We start from the raw sequence: 19,061 nt of genomic DNA, 5'->3' as shown, positions 1-19,061 counted from the left end.
CGGATGTCTCAGCCGCTGAACCTGCTCACCGACATCGAGGGCGTGGCTGTGGGCCACGCTACGGATCATGTGCTGGGTTCGGGCGTGACGGTAATCGTTTTCGACGAACCGGCAGTCGCTTCCGGCTCGGTGCTCGGCGGCGCGCCGGGCGGGCGGGATACTGCGCTGCTCGATCCATCCATGACGGTGCAGGCGATCGATGCCTTTGTGCTCTCCGGCGGTTCGGCCTTCGGGCTCGATGCCGCAGGGGGCGTCCAGGCGGGCCTCCGCAAGATAGGTCGTGGTTTCGACGTCGGCCCGGTCCGGGTGCCGATCGTGCCGCAGGCGATTCTGATGGACCTCCTGAACGGCGGCAACAAGGACTGGGGACTTCACTCGCCCTATCGAGAGATGGGGTACGAGGCTTTCGAGGCGGCGGCAAAGGGTTCCTTCGCCCTTGGCACGGTGGGCGCAGGAACCGGCGCCACCACCGCTACCTTCAAGGGCGGAATCGGATCATCGAGTGCCAGAACTTCAGCCGGCCATACCGTTGCGGCACTGATGGCGGTCAACGCTATGGGTTCCGCGACGGTAGGCGACGGTCCGCATTTCTGGGCCGCTCCCTTCGAGGAGAATGGCGAATACGGCGGGCTCGGCTTGCCGCAGAACTTCGACAATCGGCTGCGCATGAAGGGTCGTAACAGGATTGCGACGACAATCGGTGTTGTGGTGACCGACGCGGGGCTGAGCAAGGCGGAGGCTCACCGCCTCTCGATCATGGCGCATGACGGGCTTGCCCGGGCCGTCCTGCCGACCCATCTGCCGGGCGATGGCGATACGATCTTTTCTGCAGCGACCGGCGCCAGGTCCCTGAATGACCCAGGAGACTTTCTGGAGATATGCCATCTTGGGACGCTGGTAACGGCGCGCGCAGTGGCGCGCGGAGTCTACGAAGCAACCGCGTTACCGGTGCCGGATGCGCAGCCCGCCTGGCGCGACAGCTTCGGCTCCCTGGTTAGATAGTTCGCAGCGCTTGCTCCACGCGTGGCCAATCTTCCGCAGCGGGCAGGCCGATTCTGAGATCCCCCGGGCGCTCCGCAAACCGTCGGATGATGATCCCGCGCTCGCCGAGATGCTGGAAGATCGCCTGCGCCCGCGTGTCGCGGATGAAGCGGAAGAGCGAGGTACCCCCCGCGACGGAAATGCCCGCTTCTGCGAGCACGGCATCGAGCCGCGCCGCATCCGCCTTCAGCTTTTCCCGCATCGCCTTCTGCCAGTCGGCATCGGCAAGCGCTTCGCCGGCAATGTGCAGCGCCGGACCGGAGACCGCCCAGGGGCCGAGGCGGCTCTCGACTTTCACGACGGTCTCGGGATGCGAGATGGCAAAGCCTAACCGAAGCCCCGCCATGCCATAGAATTTGCCGAAGGAACGCAGGACGACCAAGCCTCCTGCATCGACTGCGCCCGCCACGCTCTCCGCTTCAGAGACATCCATGAAGGCCTCGTCGACGACAAGAAGGCCGCGCTTGGCACGCATCACGGCCGCAAGAGTCAAAAGATCGCCGCGCTGGACAATCCGGCCGGTGGGATTGTTCGGATTGACGATGATCGCCAGACGGCCATCCGCCAGCCGTTCCATATCCTCCGTCTCGGTCACCTCAAGGCCTGCAAGCCGCGCGGCGCGAGCATGTTCCGCATAGGTAGGAGAGAGGACCACCGCCTTGCCTCCGCCCCAGTCCGCAGCAAGGCCGGCAATGACAGGCAGAAGGATCTGGGTTCCCGGCCCAGCGGCAACATGCATCGCAGAAGGTGCTCCGTATGCCCGCGCTGCCAGTATCTTCAGCCGTTCAGCCAAATACGGCTCCGGCAGTCGCGCCAAGGCATTGCCCGGAATGGGAGAATGCGGATAGGAATGCGGATTGATACCGGTGGAAAGATCGATCCACGGTTCGGGCGCATCGGGAAACGACGCTCGCGCCTGAGCAAGATTGCCGCCGTGCTGTATCGGATCGCCAACCTCAGGCCTTATCACCGGCATGTTCTTTCTCGCATTTTTTGCCCTGATCATCGAGCGGATCTTTGGTTATCCGGACTGGCTGTTTCGCCGCATCGGCCATCCGGTTACCTGGATAGGCGGGCTGATATCCCGGCTCGACACCAATTGGAACCGGGAAGAAGATGACTTTGCCAGGCGCAGGCGCAATGGCATTCTTACCCTGTTGGTACTGCTCGGCACGGTGATCGTCGTGGCATTGGCGCTCGAATATGGGCTTCTCTTCCTGCCCTTCGGGTCGATCCTGCTTGCCGTTGTTGCCGCAAGCCTGCCCGCCCAGAAGAGTCTCGAACAGCATGTCGCGGCCGTCGCTGACGCTATCAGGTACGGCGGACTGAACGCCGGACGAAAGGCTGTTTCCATGATCGTCGGGCGAGATCCGGAGAAACTCGACGAAGCCGCCGTCTGCCGCGCGGCAATCGAAAGCCTGGCGGAGAATTTTTCCGACGGCGTCGTGGCGCCGGCATTCTGGCTGGGCCTCGGTGGATTGGCCGGTGGCGCGGCCTACAAGGCCGCCAATACCGCCGACAGCATGATCGGTCACCGATCGCCGCGGCACGAGGCGTTCGGCTGGGCCGCGGCGCGCTTCGACGACGTGATCAACCTGCCCGCTTCGCGCCTGAGTGCGCTGCTTTTCGTCGTTGCCGCATTCTTCATCCCCAATGCTTCGCCGAAAGACGCGATGAAGGCTATCTTTCGGGACGCCCGGCATCACCGGTCCCCGAATGCCGGCTGGCCTGAGGCGGCGATGGCCGGCGCGCTTGGGATAGCGCTCGCAGGGCCGCGGAGTTATGGCGGCCAGATGATCGAGGCGTGTTTCATGGGCGCCGGCGGACGTACGGAACTTACCCATGAGGACATCGTTCGCGCGTTGAAACTGGCCCGGGTCGCGGACGGTTTGCTGATCAGCCTTTTCGGCGTCCTGGCGTGGATCATCTGGCAAGTCTGAGCAATCCGTCAAGATCGAGATGCTTTTCCATATGGGCAGCAAGGCGGTCGAGCACTTCGTCCACACCTGCTTCGTAGTTCAGCCCGGACGCCCCGCCACCCAGCCGCTCAAGCCAGGCAGAGCGCTGCCGGTCATCGGCAAACAGGCCATGCAGATAGGTGCCGCAGATTCGTCCGTCGCGAGACAGCGCCCCGTCGGCCTTGCCGCCGACGACCGAAAACGGCTGCGCACAATCCGGCCCGGTCGTCCGGCCCACGTGCATTTCATAGCCGACTAATGATACTCCGTCGAAACTGCTGCCGGAAACTGCTTCCAGCCGCTTGTCGCCGGTCAGCACTGTTTCGATATCGAGCAAACCAAGTCCATCAACCGCCCCCGGTGGACCTTCTATACCCTCGGGATCAGAAATCCGGCTGCCTAACATCTGATAACCACCGCAGAGACCCAGCACACGTCCGCCGCGTCTCACATGCGCGGCGATATCGATATCGAAACCAGCCGCCTTTAGCGCCTCCAGATCGGATATCGTTGCCTTGGAGCCGACCAGCAGCACGAGATCGCAATCCACCGGAATGACCTCGCCGGGCCGGACGCGGACGATTTCCACATCCGGTTCGGCGTCCAGCGGATCGAGATCGTCGAAGTTCGATATGTGAGGCAGGATCGGCACGGCGATGCGGATCTTCGCCCCCGCCTTCCGGGTATAGGAGCCGGCGAGACCGAGCGCGTCCTCCGCCGGCAGGCGGACTGCATCGGCAAAGTGCGGCAGAAGGCCAATCGACCTCCAGTGTGTCAGTTCCGCAATCATCCGCATGCCGTCGGCAAACAGCGTTGGATCGCCCCGAAAGCGATTGACGATAAAGCCGCGGATCATCGCCGCATCTTCAGGTTCGAGCACAAGCTTCGTACCGGCCAAGCTGGCGATCACGCCGCCGCGGTCGATATCGCCGATCAGCACCACCGGCACGTCGGCTGCCCGGGCAAAGCCCATATTGGCAATATCGTTCTGGCGCAGATTGATTTCCGAGGCGCTGCCGGCGCCCTCGACCAGCACGAGATCCGCCTGATTTCGGAGACGCTCGAAACTTTCCAGCACGCGCGGCATCAGCTTCGGCTTCAGATCCTGGTATTCGGCCGCCTTGGCATTGCCCTCGACCCTGCCTTGCACCACCACTTGCGCGCCAACTTCGCTCTGCGGCTTCAGCAAGACAGGATTCATGTGGACGCTGAGCGGCGCCTTGGCGGCACGGGCCTGCAATGCCTGCGCCCGGCCGATTTCACCACCGTCGGCCGTTACCGCCGCATTGTTCGACATGTTCTGCGGTTTGAACGGCAGAACCTTCAGACCTCGGAGCGTGAAGGCGCGGGCAAGGCCCGCCACGACCAACGACTTGCCGACGTCCGAACCCGTTCCCTGAAACATCAGTGATCGAGCAACCATGCGCCTAGAACTCGATGCCGGCCTGAGCCTTTACGCCCGCCTTGAAATGATGCTTCACCAGCGTCATCTCGGTCACCATGTCGGCTACCTCGATCAATGCTGGTTTGGCATTTCGGCCGGTGACGACGACATGCAGGTCCGGCCGTCGCGACTGCAGCTCCGTAATGACCTTGTCGAGATCGAGGTAATCATAGCGCAGCGCGATATTGAGTTCGTCCAGGATAATCAAGCCGATCGTCTCGTCAGCCATGAGCTCGAGCGCCTTTTCCCAAGCCTTTTCGGCGGCGGCGATATCGCGTTTCAGGTCCTGCGTCTCCCAGGTAAAGCCTTCGCCCATCGTGTGCCAGACAACGCGATCACCGAAGACCGCCAGCGCCGGCTGCTCGCCCGTCGACCAAGCGCCCTTGATGAACTGCACCACGCCGACTCGGCGGTTGTTGCCGAGCATGCGCAGCGCCAGCCCGAAAGCGGCGGTGGACTTGCCTTTACCCGGGCCGGTGTGAACGATGAGAAGGCCCTTTTCCAGGGTCTTCTCCGCGACTTCCTTGTCCTGAACCGCCTTGCGGTTCGCCATCTTGGCGCGATGGCGCTCGGCTATGCTTTCGTCGACCTGTTTCACCGTGAAGCGAGCTTTGCCGCAGATGCGGCAGAAGCCTCCTCGCCTGCGTGAAAACGCTCGCGAAGCATGCCGCAAGCTGCCCCAAGCAGGGCCCAGAACACCAGATTCGTGGCATAAACCGCGTTGACGAAGCGAGCGTGTAATTCGACCGGCACGACCGTCTCGTGAGACGGCGGCAGCGGCGCGCCGATCAGGTGGGGAGCAATCAGCAGACCGATCGCCAGGGCAGCAAAAATCGCCGAGCGCGTGTAAGCCAGGAGACCAAGCGCAGCCGCAGTGCAGACGGCGGTGGATATCCACCAGATTTGTCGAGGCCCAAGTTCCGCAGCGGGCATGCCCGGCAATTCCGGCGGCAGGCCGAGACCGGGTGCGAGACTGACGGCGAGGAAGCCGGCAATGCCGAACATCAGGCCGCCGCGCCAACCCCTGAAGCCGCCAAGAGCCTCTGAAGCCGCGACCAGAACGAGCCCGAAACCAATTGCCGACAATGCATTGGCAGCGGCGGTATAAATGAAGCGTTCGAGGCCATCGGCTGGAGCCCAGGCCGCTTCGTCATGGTGGTGGTCGGCAGGACTAGCTGCTCCCGCTGCCGGAACATCGTGGCTATGGCCTGCCCCACCGCCGGCATTTTCAAATACCTCGGCCTGCAGGATCAGCGGCACGGTGGAAAGGCTCTGCATGATCGTGAGCAGCAATCCGGACAATAGCCCGGCGATCACCGCCGTGAAGACGATGTTACGAAACAATGACATGGAAAGTTTTCCCTCAGTGACAGGGGAAAGCGAAGGAATGGCGCGAATCGTGGGCGGCATTGTGAACGACTTCCATGTGGGAGAAGCCGACGAAACCGACGATGAACAAGCCAAGCAGGGCCGTCATGCTAAGCGGAATAATCTTCGAAGCAGAAACGCTCGTTGCCATCGAAGCGGAATTCGTAACCATCGTATCGTCCTTTCGCCCTCCACCCGAGGGCCGTTCCATTTCGTCTTCAGCCTCGGCAGGTCTCCTGGCTCGCGGATCGAACGCCTAACGCCCGCCTTCCCGGATTTTCCAGTGGCTTCATGGACGAAGACTTTCCGCTTACAGTTGCGGGGGCAGCCGCGGGTTTGACGACAATCCGTCACACCGCATTCCCTCAAACCCTTTCGGGCACCATAGGCTTGGCCACTATAGACGAATTCGCCAGCCTCGCAATCGCCTTTGCGACGCATTGACATGGTGTCGCGACCGGGCGTAGTTGAAAGGAACGGTCCTTTTCTGGCAACGGGAGGGGCTAAGAGAGAATGCGGTGCGAGCTTTATGCTCAATGCCGCGGCTGCCCCCGCAACTGTAGGCGGCGAGCCATTGCCACCGAGCCACTGGATAATCCGGGAAGGCAGGCAAATGGCGGCGACCCGCGAGCCAGGAGACCTGCCGTTGGATTTGTAAGCTTCGCCGGGCGGGGTGCTCCGGAGGAAGCCGTGTCATTCATGGCAGACGAGCTTTGCTTTTCTGCTCCGCACCCCGATTGTTTGAACCCGGCGGTAACGCGGCTGAATGATGAGTGACGAGCGAAAAGACGATCCCGACGACATCGGCGTGACAATCTTCGTCTGCACGAACTGCCGTGACGAAGCAGATCCGGATATCCGGCCGGGCCTGAAAATGATCGCTGCGCTGAAGGAAGCTAGCGCCGGCAAGCCGCTGGCAGTCAAGCCGGTGACCTGCCTTGCCAATTGCGAAAAAAGCCCGAGTGCCGCCTTCAACCATCGGTCCGGCTGGTCCTATGTCTTCGGTCATCTGACGTTGGAGAACGTCGACGATATCGTCGCCGGCGCAATGATGCTCGCAGAAGACGAGCGTGGCTTCCTTCCCCTTCGTGGCCGTCCCGCCTGCCTGCGCGGCAAGGGCATGACGGCCCGCATCCCACCCTTTCATCATCACGAGGACATGCCTTCATGAGCGTCAATTTCGACCGCATTCCGTGCACCGTCGTTACCGGATTCCTCGGCGCCGGCAAGACCACGTTGATCCGTAACCTGATCGAAAAGCTGGATGGCAAGCGGCTGGCGATCATCGTCAACGAATTCGGCGATGTCGGCATCGACGGAGAGGTGCTGAAGGGCTGCGGTATTGAGACCTGCCCGGAAGACAATATCATCGAGCTTGCCAACGGCTGCATCTGCTGCACGGTGGCAGACGACTTCGTGCCGGCGATCGACCAGATTCTTTCCCGCGAGCCGCGCGTCGATCATATCCTCATCGAAACCTCCGGCCTCGCTCTGCCGAAGCCCCTCGTCCAGGCCTTCCAGTGGCCGGACGTCAAAGCTCGGGTGACCGTGGATGGGGTGATTGCAGTGGTGGACGGCCTCGCACTCGCCGAAGGCCGGGTGGCCGACGATCACGAAGCGCTCGAGGCTCAGCGCCAGGCGGATGGCTCGATCGACCACGACGATCCGGTCGAGGAGGTCTTCGAAGACCAGGTGGCCTGCGCCGACATGATCGTGCTGACCAAGACGGACCTTTTGGACTCGGTCGGGCTTGCCGCAGCAAGGGACCGCGTCTCTGCGCATCTGCCGCGGGCCGTAAAGATCGTAACCGCGGCTAATGGCGCGATCGACCCGGCCGTGCTGATCGGCCTCGGCCTTGCCGTGGAGGACGACATTGAAAACCGCAAGACCCATCACGACGACGAGCTTGATCACGACCACGATGATTTCGACAGTTTCGTCGTCGATCTGCCGGCCATTTCCGATGCCGACGGACTTGCGGCGCGCATCTCCGCGACGGCGGAAGCGGAAAACGTTCTGCGCATAAAAGGCTTCGTGGAAGTCGCGGATAAGCCGATGCGCCTGCAGGTCCAGGCGGTAGGATCGCGCGTGAACCACTATTTCGATCGCGCTTGGGCACCCGGCGAAACGCGACAGAGCCGCCTCGTGGTGATCGGTGAAAAGGGAATCGACCGCGAAGCGATCGAAAGAATGCTGGCCGCATAGAGGCTGAAGAAAAGGATGCATATCCTCGCCACCACATCGTCGTCGCTCGACGACCTGATCGAACCGGTCGACCTTAACCAGTCGCCGGCCGATGTGGTGGTGCTGTCCTTTTCCGGGAGCGACCTGAACGGTATTGCTGCGGCTTGGCACCCAGATCAGCCGAGCTTGCGGCTGGCCAATCTTTCCGATCTTCGGCACCCGATGTCCGTCGATCTATGGATAGAGAGGACGGCGGCGCATGCCCGTCTCATTCTCGTGCGCATCCTCGGCGGCTATGACCGTTGGGCCTATGGGGTGGAAGAGCTTTCCCGGCTTGCGCGACGCGATAAGATCGCGCTGGCGTTGCTGCCGGGCGAATGCAGCATCCGCGACGACCGATTGGCCGCTGCCTCGACGGTTTCAGAAGAGACGCTTGCCGGCATCCTCGCCTGTTTTCGCGAGGGTGGGCGGGAGAACATGCGGCTTCTGGCGCGACGGTTGGCTGCGCTTGCAACCGGCGACACCGAGGCGCTGACGCAAGCGGCACCCGTGCCGAAGGCTGGATTTTACAAACCGGGGCAAGGCATCGTCGAGGCGACTGAATTGTTGACGAGCGCCGCGACGGGCTCGCCGCGCCTGCCGATCCTGTTCTACCGCTCCATGCTGCTCGCCAACGATGCGGCACCGATCGATGCACTGTTCGAAGCGCTGGCTGCACGCGGTTTCGCGCCGGTTCCGATCTTCGTCAGCGGTTTGAAGGATGCAGATGCGGTGGCTTTTGTGGAACAGGCAATAGCGGAACAAGAGCCGGCCGCGATCATCGCAACCACAGCCTTCGCCAGCAGCGCCGACGAGCAGGGCGAGACGCTGTTTGACCGTGCCGGCGTTCCAGTCTTCCAGGTCGTGATCGCCACGACCCGGCGGGAGGGCTGGGCGGAAGGCCGGCGCGGCCTGAACCCGGCGGACCTCGCGATGCATGTCGTCTTGCCTGAACTGGACGGCCGCATCCTCGCCGGGGCAATCTCCTTCAAGGCCGGCGACAATTCCGCAAATCTTGTGAACCAGCCGGAACCGGATCGGGTCGAACAGGTGGCCGATCGCATTTCCGCCTTTCTGCGCCTGAAAATGACGGCCCGGACGGAACGCAAGATCGTCATCCTGCTGCCGGACTACCCGAGCGCGCCGGGGCGAACGGGGTATGCCGTCGGCCTCGACGTGCCGCAAAGCGTGCTGTCGATGCTGCACCAGCTCTCCCTAGCCGGCTACTATGTCTCGAGCATTCCGGAGACGGCACGGGACCTGCTGAACCGGCTGGTCGGGAAATCCGGCGCCTATCGGCTTACCGCCTACCGCTCGCCAACCGCCTCCGAAGCCGCCTGGGGTTTGCCTGAAACGGATGAGGATGTGGAAGACGGGGCCTACCGCTTCCGCGCCGCGCATTTCGGCAACATCACCGTGGCACTCGCGCCGGACCGCGGGCGCAATAAAGATCGCCGCGCCGATTATCACGACCCCGAGCTTCCGCCTCGCCACGCGTTGATCGCCTTCGGCCAGTGGATGCGGGACGAGATCGGCGCTCACGCGGTCGTCCATGTCGGCGCGCATGGCACACTTGAATGGCTGCCCGGCAAAACGGTGGCATTGTCGAAAGATTGTTTTCCCGAACTTGTGACCGGCAGCCTGCCGATCATCTATCCTTTCATCGTTTCCAATCCTGGCGAGGCGGCAGTGGCCAAACGGCGGATTTCCGCGGTCACCGTCGGTCATCTGCCCCCGGTGCTGACCGGCGCCGGGCTTTCCGACGAGCAGAAGAAGCTCGAACTGCTCGTCGACGAATATGCGCAGGCGGACGGTTTGGACCGGCGGCGTCGCGACCGGCTGGCAAAGCTGATCGTCGAGACCGCCCGCGAGACGGGATTGGCTTCGGAGGCTGGCGTTTCCCGCGACGACGATCCCGACACTGCCCTTACCCGGATCGATGCTTTTCTTTGCGATCTCAAGGATTTTGCGATCAAGGATGGACAGCACGTGTTCGGGCAGGTCGCACCTGGCGATGACGATCTGTTGCGGATACGGAGCGCCGCGGCCGAACGCCAGGCCTTGCTCGATGCGCTGGACGGAACACACATCCGCCCCGGCCCATCCGGCGCCCCGGCGCGCGGCCGCCTTGATGTGATGCCGACCGGGCGCAACCTTTTCGCCAGCGATCCCCGCACGCTACCCACACCGACCGCCTTCGAGCTTGGCAAACGCGCCGCCGAAGAAATCCTGAGACGCTATCTTCAGGATCATGGCGATTGGCCGAAAAGCCTCGTCTTCGATCTCTGGGGCAGCGCATCGCTCAGAAGCGGCGGCGAGGAAGTGGCACAGGTGCTCGCCCTGATGGGCGCAAAGCCGGTGCAGGACACAGCGACCGGCCGCGTAACCGGCATCGAAGTTTTGCCGCCGGCGATACTCGGTCGCCCGCGCATCGACGTGACGCTCAGGATTTCCGGGCTCTTTCGTGACATGTTCCCGGCGCTGATCGCTTTGCTCGACGCCGCCATGCGGGCAATCGCCGCACGTGAAGAAGCGCCCGGCGACAATCCGCTCGCCGAAGAGGCCCGGAAACTTGGCCGGGTGCCGCCGCGCATATTCGGTTCGGCGCCCGGCACTTATGGTTCCGGCATCGAGGAAAAGCTTGCCGACGGCGCCTGGGCTGAACGCGAGGAGCTTGGACGCATCTATCTCGATGCCACCAGCCACGCTTTCGGCGGCGCCGAAGGTGATGCATTTCAGATGCCTGGAAAGTTTGCCGAACAATTGGGATCGGCGGACCTCCTCGTTCACACCGGCGACGATCCTGGCCGCGACCTGCTTGACGGTTCCGCCGATGTCGCCTTCATCGGCGGCTTCTCCGCGGCGGTCGCCGCGCTCGGCGGCAAGGCGGACATTATAGCCCTCGACACGACGGACCCGCAGAAGCCGAAAGCCCGTTCGATTTCCGAAGCCGTGACCCGCGTGGTCCGTGCCCGCGCCGTCAACCCGCGGTTCATCGCCGGCCAGATGCGGCACGGCCCCCGGGGCGCGGCCGAATTGGTGGAGACTGTGGACCGGCTGATTGGTTTTGCGGAAACGACCCATGCCATCCCGCAGTCGCTGATAGAAGCAACTTATGACGCCTATATCGGGGATAAAAAGGTTCGTGATTTCCTGATCAGCCAAAACCCGGAGGGCTTGCGCCACATGGGCGAGCGGTTTCGCTCTGCGCTTCGCCGGGGCCTTTGGCATCCGCGCCGCAACGCCGTGGACGCGGAGCTCGAAATGCTCGCAAGGGAGGTGGCATGACAGCTCCCTCGCTCCACCCCACGACTTTGCACATGCGGCGCGGTGCCTGCCCTGCGCTTTCCGCGCCGATGATGACCGGCGACGGTTTGCTGGCCCGTGTAGCGCTGACCGATGCGATATCGCCTCTGCAACTGGTCGATCTCTGCCGGCTTGCCCGCATTCATGGCAACGGCATTCTGGATATTTCCGCCCGCGGTAACTTGCAAATCCGGGGGCTGAGTGAGGCATCCGCACCTTTGCTCGACGCAGACGTGCGGGCCTTGAACCTGCCGCTGCGCGAGGGACTGGCGGTGGAGACTCCGCCTCTTGCCGGCCTGGACGACACCGAGATCGCCGATCCGCGCCCGATTGCGGATGCTATTCGGCTAGGTGCACGCGATATCGCAGGACTGGCGCCCAAAATGTCGGTCGTTGTGGATGGGCACGGCCAGCTGCGGCTTTCCCATCTTCTGGCCGATATCCGCCTGGTGGCGGTGAAGATGGGCGATGATATCAGCTGGAAGCTCCTCCTCGGTGGTTCGGAAGCATCCGCTGGCGTCTTGGCCACGCTCGACGAAGCCGAGGCTGTTTCAGCGGCGCTCGATCTGCTTGGAAAACTTGCTTCCATGGGGAACGGAGCCAGAGGGCGAGATTTGGCGGCGAACCTCCTGCGGGACAACGGCGAGCTCCCGACCACCTCTCCATTCGACCTGTTTGTGCTGGCCGACAGCCTCCATGCTGTGGGGATCGGACCTGCCTTTGCCCAATCGAAAGCCGAGGATGTCATTGCGCTTTGTGTAGAAGCCGAGCGGCGCGGGGTCCGATTCCTGAAGCCGGCTCTGGATCATTCCCTGCTGTTTTTCGGCCAGCGCCCGGCATGCGAAGCCCTCGCAGTATTCGCTGCCGAAAACGGCTTCATCACGTCGGCGGCCGATCCGCGCGCTCACATAGCCGCCTGCCCCGGCAGTCCCGCCTGCCGGTCGGCTAGTATCGCCACTCGCGATGTGGCTGAAGAAACGGCACGTGGCTGCTCCGACCTGCTGGATGGATCATTCAAGCTGCACATCTCGGGTTGCCCGAAAGGCTGCGCCCACCCGGAACCGGCGGCGCTTGCCCTTTGCGGCACCTTTGCAGGCCTTTCATTGATCGCCCAAGGCAAAGCAACCGATTTGCCCTTTGCCGACATCACAATTGCCGATACCAAAGCCACGCTTCGCCGCCTTGCCGATCTCGTCAGATCGGAAAAGCGTGCCGGGGAAAATTCCGCCGCTTGCCTAGCCCGGCTCGGGGCCGATCGGCTCGCCGCAGCTGCCATATCAGGACGACCATGAACAGTTACGATTACATCCGCGAAGGCGACGCCATCTATGAAAAGTCCTTTGCGATCATCCGCGAAGAGGCCGACCTTTCGTCGTTTTCCCCCGATCAGGCAGAGATTGCGGTGCGCATGATCCACGCCTGCGGGCTGGTGGAGGCGGCCGGTCATTTCCGCTTTTCAAAGGACTTCGTCACCCGGGCGCGTGGGGCGCTGCACGCGGGCAAGCCGATTTACTGTGATGCGGAAATGGTGGCGCACGGCATCACCCGAGCCCGTCTGCCCGCGCATAATGAGGTGATCTGCACGCTCCGCGACAGCCGGACGATCGAGCTGGCGAAAACGATCAGCAATACCCGGTCTGCCGCGGCCCTCGATTTATGGGACGAGATGGATGGCGCATTGGTGGCGATCGGCAATGCGCCGACCGCGCTTTTCCGCCTCCTCGAAATGCTGGATGCCGGTGCGCCGCGCCCGGCTGCGATCATCGGCATGCCTGTCGGTTTCGTGGGCGCCGCCGAATCCAAGGAAGCGTTGATGGAATCGACGCTCGGCATTCCTTTTGCTGTGGTGCGGGGCCGCATGGGCGGCTCGGCAATGACGGCGGCCTGCGTCAACGCTCTCGCGAGGGCAGGGCTTTGAACGCGGCGATCCTCAAGGGCAGACTGACCGGCGTCGGCACCGGGCCAGGCGATCCGGAACTCCTGACGCTGAAAGCGGTCCGCGCCATCAACGAGGCAGATGTAATTGCCTTCTTTTGCAAAAAGGGCAGCACAGGCAACGGTCGTGCCATCGTTGAGGCCCATATCCGCTCCGGTACATTGGAGCTGCCGCTGGTTTACCCGGTCACAGTGGAAACGAACAAGGACGAGGCGGACTACCGCGGCCCCATCGCAGATTTCTTCGATCGCTCGGCGGAAGAGATCGCCGCGCATCTCGACGCTGGCAAGAACGTCGCCGTGCTGAGCGAAGGGGATCCGCTATTTTACGGTTCCTACATGCACCTGCATGTGCGGCTCAGCGGCCGATATCAGGCGGAGGTGATCGCCGGCGTCACGGCCATGTCCGGCTGCTGGTCGATGACTGGCCTGCCGCTTGTCCAGGGCGATGACATTTTGAGTGTGCTGCCCGGCACATTGCCGGAAGACAAACTGGTTGAGAGACTGAAGGACACGGACGGCGCGGTGATCATGAAGGTCGGGCGCAACCTTCCGAAGATCCGCCGGGCGCTGGCATCGGTCGGCAAGCTGTCAGGCGCGCTTTACGTCGAGCGCGGCACCATGTCGAACGGCGCGGCTCAGAAACTTGAAGATCGCGACCAGAGCCCTGCCCCCTATTTTTCCATCGTCCTCGTACCCGGCTGGAAGACGCGACCGGGAGCGGACCGATGAGCGGAAGATTAACCGTCGTGGGCCTCGGCCCCGGAAATCCAGATCAGGTGACACCGGAGGCGCTTGCGGCCGTTGCGGATGCGGAGGATTTTTTCGGATATTTTCCCTATATCGATCGCCTCGACCTTCGGGCCGATCAACGACGGCACGCATCCGACAACCGGGAAGAACTTGCCCGTGCGCGCGCCGCCCTCGAAATGGCGGCGAAAGGCGGCAAGGTCTGCGTCGTTTCCGGCGGCGACCCGGGTGTTTTTGCCATGGCGGCCGCAGTCTGTGAGGCGATCGACGAAGGACCAGCCGAATGGCGCGACATCGATTTTTCGGTGGTGCCCGGCATAACCGCCATGCTGGCGGTCGCCGCCAAGGCCGGGGCACCGCTCGGTCACGATTTCTGCGCCATCTCGCTTTCCAATAACCTGAAGCCCTGGGATGTGATCGAAAAGCGCCTGATCGCAGCAGCGGAAGCGGGCTTCGTCATGGCCTTCTATAACCCCGTCAGCAAGGCACGGCCGCACCAACTCGGAGACGCATTTGCGCTTCTTCGCCGCCATTTGCCCGGCGAAGTGTCGGTTATTTTCGGACGCGCCGCCGGTCGCCCGGACGAAGCAATCCGGATCGTTCCCCTGTCGCAGGCCGAAAGCGGAATGGCCGACATGGCCACCTGCGTGATCGTCGGGACCGCAGAAACGAAGTTGATTGAACGGGACGGGCGGCGCCCGCTCGTCTACTCGCCCCGTTTTTTCAAAGGTGCCGGGGCATGATCGAGCCAGGCAAGCATATCCTCGATCGTCTCGACGGACGGCACGTCCGGCAGGACCGGGCGGCGGACCATGATCACCTCGATACCGAGTTTTCTGGCGGCTGCGATCTTGCCGTAGCTCGACGGTCCGCCGCTGTTCTTTGCGACAATCATCTCGATCCCGTGCTCTGCAAGCAGCAGCGCCTCGTCGGCCTCCGCAAAAGGACCGCGCGACGTGAGGTAAATCGCATGGGGCACATCGAGCGGCGGCTCCACCGGATCGACGCTGCGGATCAGATAGTGGTGCTGCGGCGCGGTTTCGAATGGCGACAATTCCTGTCGGCCGAGAGTGAGGAACACCTTGCGGGACGTCTCACCCAACGCCCCGACGGCGCCTGTGATGCTGTCGACCTCGATCCAGCGGTCACCGGCATCTCGCGTCCAGGCAGGCCGCCGCAGCGCGATGAGCGGTATATTCGCAAACCGGGCGGCCTCGGCCGCATTTCGCGAAATTTGCGCGGCGTAGGGATGGGTGGCGTCGATGAGGATGGTGACGCCGTTTTCCCGGATGAAGGCGGCCAGGCCCTCGGCCCCGCCGAAACCGCCCACTCGAACGGGAACGGGCTGCTCGGCCGGTGCGCGCGTGCGGCCGGCAAGCGACAACGTCGTGATGAAGCGCGTATCGCCGGCAAGCCTCTCGGCCAGTTTTCTGGCCTCCGCCGTGCCGCCGAGAATGAGGATGGAGTGTAACAAGATGCCTCCTGAATCAGCAGAAAGAGCTTTAAACCAAAGCCGCTGGCTGTCCATCGTCGGCATCGGCGAAGAAGGCTTGAAAGGTCTCGGCGAAGACGCCCGCGCCGCGGTTTCTTCCGCGTCCGTCGTTTTCGGCGGAAGGCGGCATCTGGAATTGGCAGCCGCCGCGATATCAGGCGAGGCACGCCCATGGCCTACCCCTTTTGATGCCGCCATGCTCGACGTTGTGACGCTTCGGGGCCAAAAAGTCTGTGTTCTTGCCTCTGGCGATCCCTTCCTCTTCGGCGTCGGCGCCACCCTGTCGCGTCATGTTCCGGCAGAGGAGTTTGTGACTTACCCGGCGCCTTCGGCGTTTTCTCTCGTAGCCTCTCGGCTTGGCTGGCCGCTGCAGGAGATCGAAACAGTATCCCTGCACGGACGCCCGCTCGATCTTATCCGGCCGCTTCTGCATCCCGGCCGGCGAATTATTGCGCTGACATCGGACGAGAAGGGACCGGCAGAGCTGGCCGCACTGCTGACGAAGGCCGGTTTCGGTCGCTCCCGGATGACGGTCCTTGAAGCGCTCGGTGGGGAGACGGAGCGTGTTCGATCGGCCCGCGCAAATGAATTTGCATGGCAGGATATCAACGTTCTCAATGTCGTAGCAGTGGAGGTAGCGGCCGAAGCTGACGCCCGTATCCTGCCGCGCGCCTTTGGCCTGGACGATGCTCTGTTTGAGCATGACGGGCAGATCACCAAGCGCGAGGTCCGGGCCCTGACGCTTTCGGCACTGGCGCCACGACGCGGCGAACTTTTATGGGACATCGGCGCCGGCTCAGGCTCGATCAGCATTGAATGGATGCTGGCCGATCCTTCGATGAGGGCAATCGCGATCGAGGCAAATGCGGAGCGAGCGGCACGGGCCGAAAGGAACGCATCCGCCTTCGGCGTACCCGGCTTGCACGTTGTTGAAAGGAAAGCGCCGGATGCCCTGAACGGCCTGCCTGCGCCCGATGCAGTCTTTATCGGCGGTGGCGGCAGTGAATCCGGCGTGCTCGACGCGGCTATCGGGTCCCTGAAGCCGGGAGGGCGGCTCGTCGCCAATGCAGTGACGCTTGAAATGGAAACCGTGCTTCTCGGCATCCACGCGCGCCTTGGCGGCAATCTTATTCGGATTGACGTTTCACGAGTGGCTCCGATCGGGGCGATGCACGGGTGGAAACCGGCGATGCCGGTGACGCAATGGACATGGATAAAGCAGGGGTAAGAGCGATGATCGTAGCGGGATTGGGTTGCCGTAAAGGTAGCACCGCGGAGGAAATCCTGTCGGCGCTTGACGCCGCCTGCGCAGCGGCGCGGATTTCACGGGAATCTGTGGCCGCATTGGCGACCGGCGAGATCAAGCGGGAGGAGCCCGGCATCCTCGAGCTTGCGGAGACATTGCGCTTGCCGTTGCATATCGTGGACGACGACGCACTGCTGCAGGCCGAACCACGCACCCGAACGGTATCCCGCCATAGCTTAGCAAAGACGCTTGCCTCCAGCCTCTCCGAAGCGGCCGCCCTGGCCGTCGCCGGGGATCGATCGGAGATCCTCGTCCCGCGGCTGATCGCCAATGGCGCTACCTGTGCGCTGGCGGCAACGAAGGAAAAGGCATGACGGTACATTTCATCGGCGCCGGACCAGGTGCCGCGGACCTCATTACCGTACGCGGCCGCGATATCCTGGCGCGATCACCCGTGTGTCTGTATGCCGGTTCCATAATGCCGAAGGAACTGCTGGACTATTGCCCGAAGGAGGCGCGGGTAGTCGATACGGGTTCGCTTTCGCTGGATGAGATAGAAGCGGAATATGTCGCCGCCCATAAGGCGGGCAAGGACGTGGCACGGCTGCATTCCGGCGATCTTTCAGTCTGGAGCGCAGTTGCCGAACAGATCCGCCGTCTGGAAAAACACGGCATAGACTACACGCTAACCCCGGGTGTGCCATCCTTCGCGGCAGCAGCAGCAGCGCTCAAGCGCGAGCTGACGATCCCGGAGGTCGCGCAGAGCCTTGTGCTGACCCGGGTCTCTGGCCGTGCCTCGAAAATGCCCGCAGGCGAGACATTGGCAGCGTTTGGCGCCACCGGTGCAACGCTGGCTATCCATCTCGCCGTCCATGCCCTAGACAGGGTCGTCACGGAGCTGACGCCTCTCTATGGGCCGGAGTGCCCGGTGGCGATCGTTGTGCGCGCCTCCTGGCCCGAAGAACGCATCATTCGGGGGACGCTTGCCGACATCGAGGCCAAGCTCGCCGCCGAACCTGCAGAACGCACGGCCTTGATCTTTATCGGCAAGGCATTGGGAGCGACCGAATTCGCCGAAAGCCGACTTTACAATGCAGACTATGTTCGTCGCTTTCGGCCTGGCTGGCTCGAGTCGGGCAATGATCAGACGGGCAAGGGTTCCGAATGATCGGACGGTGTAAACTGGGTCTGGCCGACCAGCTGGCCCTCCCGATCGAAGACCAGGATTTCCAGCGCGATTTCGGGACTGTGGAGGACTTTGGCGGCGGTATTCCAGGCAAGTGCCGCGATGCGGTTTCCCAGAGGAAGACCGCTTTCCGTGGCAATCGAAAAAGCATGCGCAACGATATTGGCCGAAGCAAGACGGGCGACGACCTCGGCATCTGCTCCAGCATCGGCAGCGACTTTCGCCAAGGCTTCGAGATCGGCGAGGCCGCGTTTCGAATGCACGTCGAGCATGCCTTGGGCGAGCTTTGTCATCTTGGCGACGCCGCCGGCAATGGTGACCTTCGGCACCGGGTGGTCACGCAGATATTTGAGCATTCCGCCGACAAAATCGCCCATGTCGATCAGTGCAATCTCCGGCAGGCCGTGATGGGCCTGAACGGCCCTTTCGGACGTATTGCCGGTCGCGCCGGCCACATGATCGAGACCGGCCGCTCGCGCCACATCGATGCCGCGCCAGATGGAATGGATCCAGGACGAACAGGAAAAGGGAATGACGATCCCGGTTGTACCGAGGATCGAGATGCCGCCCATGATGCCGAGCCGGCCGTTCAGCGTCTTTTCGGCGATCTTCTCGCCATCCGCACAGGAAATCTCGACCTCGAAATCCACCTCGTCACCCGCCACCTCGGAAATCGCCTGCGTGATCATCTTGCGCGGCACGGGATTGATGGACGGCTCACCCGGCGGCAGCGGCAGGCCGGGACGCGTCACCGTTCCCACACCCCGGCCGGCCCTGAAGATGATGCCACTGCCGGGAGCGCCACGGCGCACGGTGCTCATGATCAGGGCACCGTGGGTGACGTCCGGATCGTCGCCCGCATCTTTGATGATGCCAGCTTTGGCGAACCCCTCTCCCCGCTCTTCCATTGCCAGCGTGAAGCTCGGGCGTTGACCGCCAGGCAGCGTCACTTCCACTATGTCCGGAAATCTGCCGGAAAGAAGGGCAAGGCAGGCAGCCTTGCTCGCCGCCGCCGCACAGGTTCCCGTGGTCCAGCCACGGCGCAGGTTCTTGCCATCCTCTTCCATGCCGTTTCTATATATCGACCGGTGTCATGCGTCACCGGCCAAAGG

General features: G+C 62.9%; 19 protein-coding genes and 2 riboswitches. Of the genes, 12 read left to right on the top strand and 7 right to left on the bottom strand.

Going from position 1 to position 19,061, the window contains the following annotated elements:
* The first annotated feature begins 3 nt into the window (after positions 1 to 3).
* The gene (locus EDE09_RS14345; protein WP_132411165.1) at positions 4 to 1,002 is read left to right on the top strand and encodes a P1 family peptidase; all 999 of its coding nucleotides are present in this window, start codon (positions 4 to 6) and stop codon (positions 1,000 to 1,002) included.
* Here the strand turns inward: EDE09_RS14345 and cobD are convergent.
* Entirely contained in the window at positions 995 to 2,017 is a 1,023-nt protein-coding gene (cobD, locus tag EDE09_RS14340) for a threonine-phosphate decarboxylase CobD (RefSeq protein WP_132411163.1), read from the bottom strand. The genes EDE09_RS14345 and cobD overlap by 8 nt on opposite strands.
* Here cobD and cbiB point away from each other — a divergent pair.
* A complete protein-coding gene (gene cbiB, locus EDE09_RS14335) occupies positions 2,016 to 2,981 on the top strand; it encodes an adenosylcobinamide-phosphate synthase CbiB (protein ID WP_132411161.1) in 966 nt (321 codons plus the stop codon). The two genes, cobD and cbiB, sit on opposite strands and share 2 nt — an antisense overlap.
* Here the strand turns inward: cbiB and EDE09_RS14330 are convergent.
* From EDE09_RS14330 to EDE09_RS14315, 4 genes are read right to left on the bottom strand one after another with little or no spacing between them, the layout of a single operon-like run.
* Positions 2,965 to 4,422 (bottom strand): cobyric acid synthase, encoded by a 1,458-nt coding sequence (locus EDE09_RS14330; RefSeq protein WP_132411159.1) that lies wholly within the window; start codon positions 4,420 to 4,422, stop codon positions 2,965 to 2,967. The two genes, cbiB and EDE09_RS14330, sit on opposite strands and share 17 nt — an antisense overlap.
* A 4-nt stretch (positions 4,423 to 4,426) precedes the next feature.
* Positions 4,427 to 5,041 (bottom strand): cob(I)yrinic acid a,c-diamide adenosyltransferase, encoded by a 615-nt coding sequence (gene cobO / locus EDE09_RS14325; protein WP_132411157.1) that lies wholly within the window; start codon positions 5,039 to 5,041, stop codon positions 4,427 to 4,429.
* Complete coding sequence (locus tag EDE09_RS14320) at positions 5,038 to 5,793, bottom strand: CbtA family protein (protein WP_132411155.1); 756 nt, start codon at positions 5,791 to 5,793, stop codon at positions 5,038 to 5,040. The genes cobO and EDE09_RS14320 overlap by 4 nt, the downstream gene beginning before the upstream one ends.
* 13 nt (positions 5,794 to 5,806) lie before the next feature.
* Positions 5,807 to 5,983, bottom strand: coding sequence for a CbtB-domain containing protein (locus EDE09_RS14315; protein ID WP_105372259.1), 177 nt, complete (start codon positions 5,981 to 5,983; stop codon positions 5,807 to 5,809).
* Positions 5,984 to 6,019: 36 nt separating this feature from the next.
* Positions 6,020 to 6,213: riboswitch (cobalamin riboswitch) on the bottom strand.
* 58 nt (positions 6,214 to 6,271) lie between these two features.
* Positions 6,272 to 6,474, top strand: a riboswitch (cobalamin riboswitch).
* A gap of 106 nt (positions 6,475 to 6,580) precedes the next feature.
* On the opposite strand from EDE09_RS14315, the gene EDE09_RS14310 reads away from it, so the two are divergent.
* From EDE09_RS14310 to EDE09_RS14280, 7 genes are read left to right on the top strand one after another with little or no spacing between them, the layout of a single operon-like run.
* Positions 6,581 to 6,982 carry a DUF1636 domain-containing protein gene (locus tag EDE09_RS14310; RefSeq protein WP_165924176.1) on the top strand — a complete coding sequence of 134 codons (402 nt, stop codon included), beginning with the start codon at positions 6,581 to 6,583 and terminating at the stop codon, positions 6,980 to 6,982.
* Entirely contained in the window at positions 6,979 to 8,016 is a 1,038-nt protein-coding gene (cobW, locus tag EDE09_RS14305) for a cobalamin biosynthesis protein CobW (RefSeq protein ID WP_132411151.1), read from the top strand. Before EDE09_RS14310 ends, cobW begins: the two co-directional genes overlap by 4 nt.
* Before the next feature lie 15 nt (positions 8,017 to 8,031).
* Complete coding sequence (cobN, locus tag EDE09_RS14300; protein ID WP_132411149.1) at positions 8,032 to 11,322, top strand: cobaltochelatase subunit CobN; 3,291 nt, start codon at positions 8,032 to 8,034, stop codon at positions 11,320 to 11,322.
* Complete coding sequence (cobG, locus tag EDE09_RS14295; protein ID WP_132411147.1) at positions 11,319 to 12,632, top strand: precorrin-3B synthase; 1,314 nt, start codon at positions 11,319 to 11,321, stop codon at positions 12,630 to 12,632. The genes cobN and cobG overlap by 4 nt, the downstream gene beginning before the upstream one ends.
* Positions 12,629 to 13,258, top strand: coding sequence for a precorrin-8X methylmutase (locus EDE09_RS14290; protein WP_132411145.1), 630 nt, complete (start codon positions 12,629 to 12,631; stop codon positions 13,256 to 13,258). The genes cobG and EDE09_RS14290 overlap by 4 nt, the downstream gene beginning before the upstream one ends.
* A complete protein-coding gene (locus tag EDE09_RS14285) occupies positions 13,255 to 14,007 on the top strand; it encodes a precorrin-2 C(20)-methyltransferase (protein ID WP_105372109.1) in 753 nt (250 codons plus the stop codon). The genes EDE09_RS14290 and EDE09_RS14285 overlap by 4 nt, the downstream gene beginning before the upstream one ends.
* Entirely contained in the window at positions 14,004 to 14,768 is a 765-nt protein-coding gene (locus EDE09_RS14280) for a precorrin-3B C(17)-methyltransferase (RefSeq protein WP_132411143.1), read from the top strand. The genes EDE09_RS14285 and EDE09_RS14280 overlap by 4 nt, the downstream gene beginning before the upstream one ends.
* Here EDE09_RS14280 and EDE09_RS14275 read toward each other — a convergent pair.
* Positions 14,732 to 15,499, bottom strand: coding sequence for a cobalt-precorrin-6A reductase (locus EDE09_RS14275; RefSeq protein WP_132411141.1), 768 nt, complete (start codon positions 15,497 to 15,499; stop codon positions 14,732 to 14,734). The genes EDE09_RS14280 and EDE09_RS14275 overlap by 37 nt on opposite strands.
* A gap of 1 nt (position 15,500) precedes the next feature.
* Between EDE09_RS14275 and cbiE the strand changes: the two genes are divergently transcribed.
* From cbiE to cobM, 3 genes are read left to right on the top strand one after another with little or no spacing between them, the layout of a single operon-like run.
* The gene (cbiE, locus tag EDE09_RS14270) at positions 15,501 to 16,745 is read left to right on the top strand and encodes a precorrin-6y C5,15-methyltransferase (decarboxylating) subunit CbiE (RefSeq protein WP_132411139.1); all 1,245 of its coding nucleotides are present in this window, start codon (positions 15,501 to 15,503) and stop codon (positions 16,743 to 16,745) included.
* On the top strand, positions 16,721 to 17,137 hold the full coding sequence (locus EDE09_RS14265) for a cobalamin biosynthesis protein (RefSeq protein ID WP_132411137.1): 417 nt from the start codon (positions 16,721 to 16,723) through the stop codon (positions 17,135 to 17,137). The genes cbiE and EDE09_RS14265 overlap by 25 nt, the downstream gene beginning before the upstream one ends.
* Positions 17,134 to 17,931 (top strand): precorrin-4 C(11)-methyltransferase, encoded by a 798-nt coding sequence (gene cobM / locus EDE09_RS14260; RefSeq protein WP_132411135.1) that lies wholly within the window; start codon positions 17,134 to 17,136, stop codon positions 17,929 to 17,931. The genes EDE09_RS14265 and cobM overlap by 4 nt, the downstream gene beginning before the upstream one ends.
* On the opposite strand, the gene EDE09_RS14255 is transcribed toward cobM, so the two are convergent.
* Entirely contained in the window at positions 17,907 to 19,016 is a 1,110-nt protein-coding gene (locus EDE09_RS14255; RefSeq protein WP_132411133.1) for a cobalt-precorrin-5B (C(1))-methyltransferase, read from the bottom strand. The two genes, cobM and EDE09_RS14255, sit on opposite strands and share 25 nt — an antisense overlap.
* Between the last annotated feature and the right edge of the window lie 45 nt (positions 19,017 to 19,061).

The sequence above is a fragment of the Neorhizobium sp. S3-V5DH genome, assembly GCF_004343065.1.
In the GTDB taxonomy this organism is placed as follows: Bacteria; Pseudomonadota; Alphaproteobacteria; order Rhizobiales; family Rhizobiaceae; genus Neorhizobium; species Neorhizobium huautlense.
Note: the sequence above shows the minus strand (reverse complement) of the source record. Positions and strands in the feature narration are given on the sequence as shown.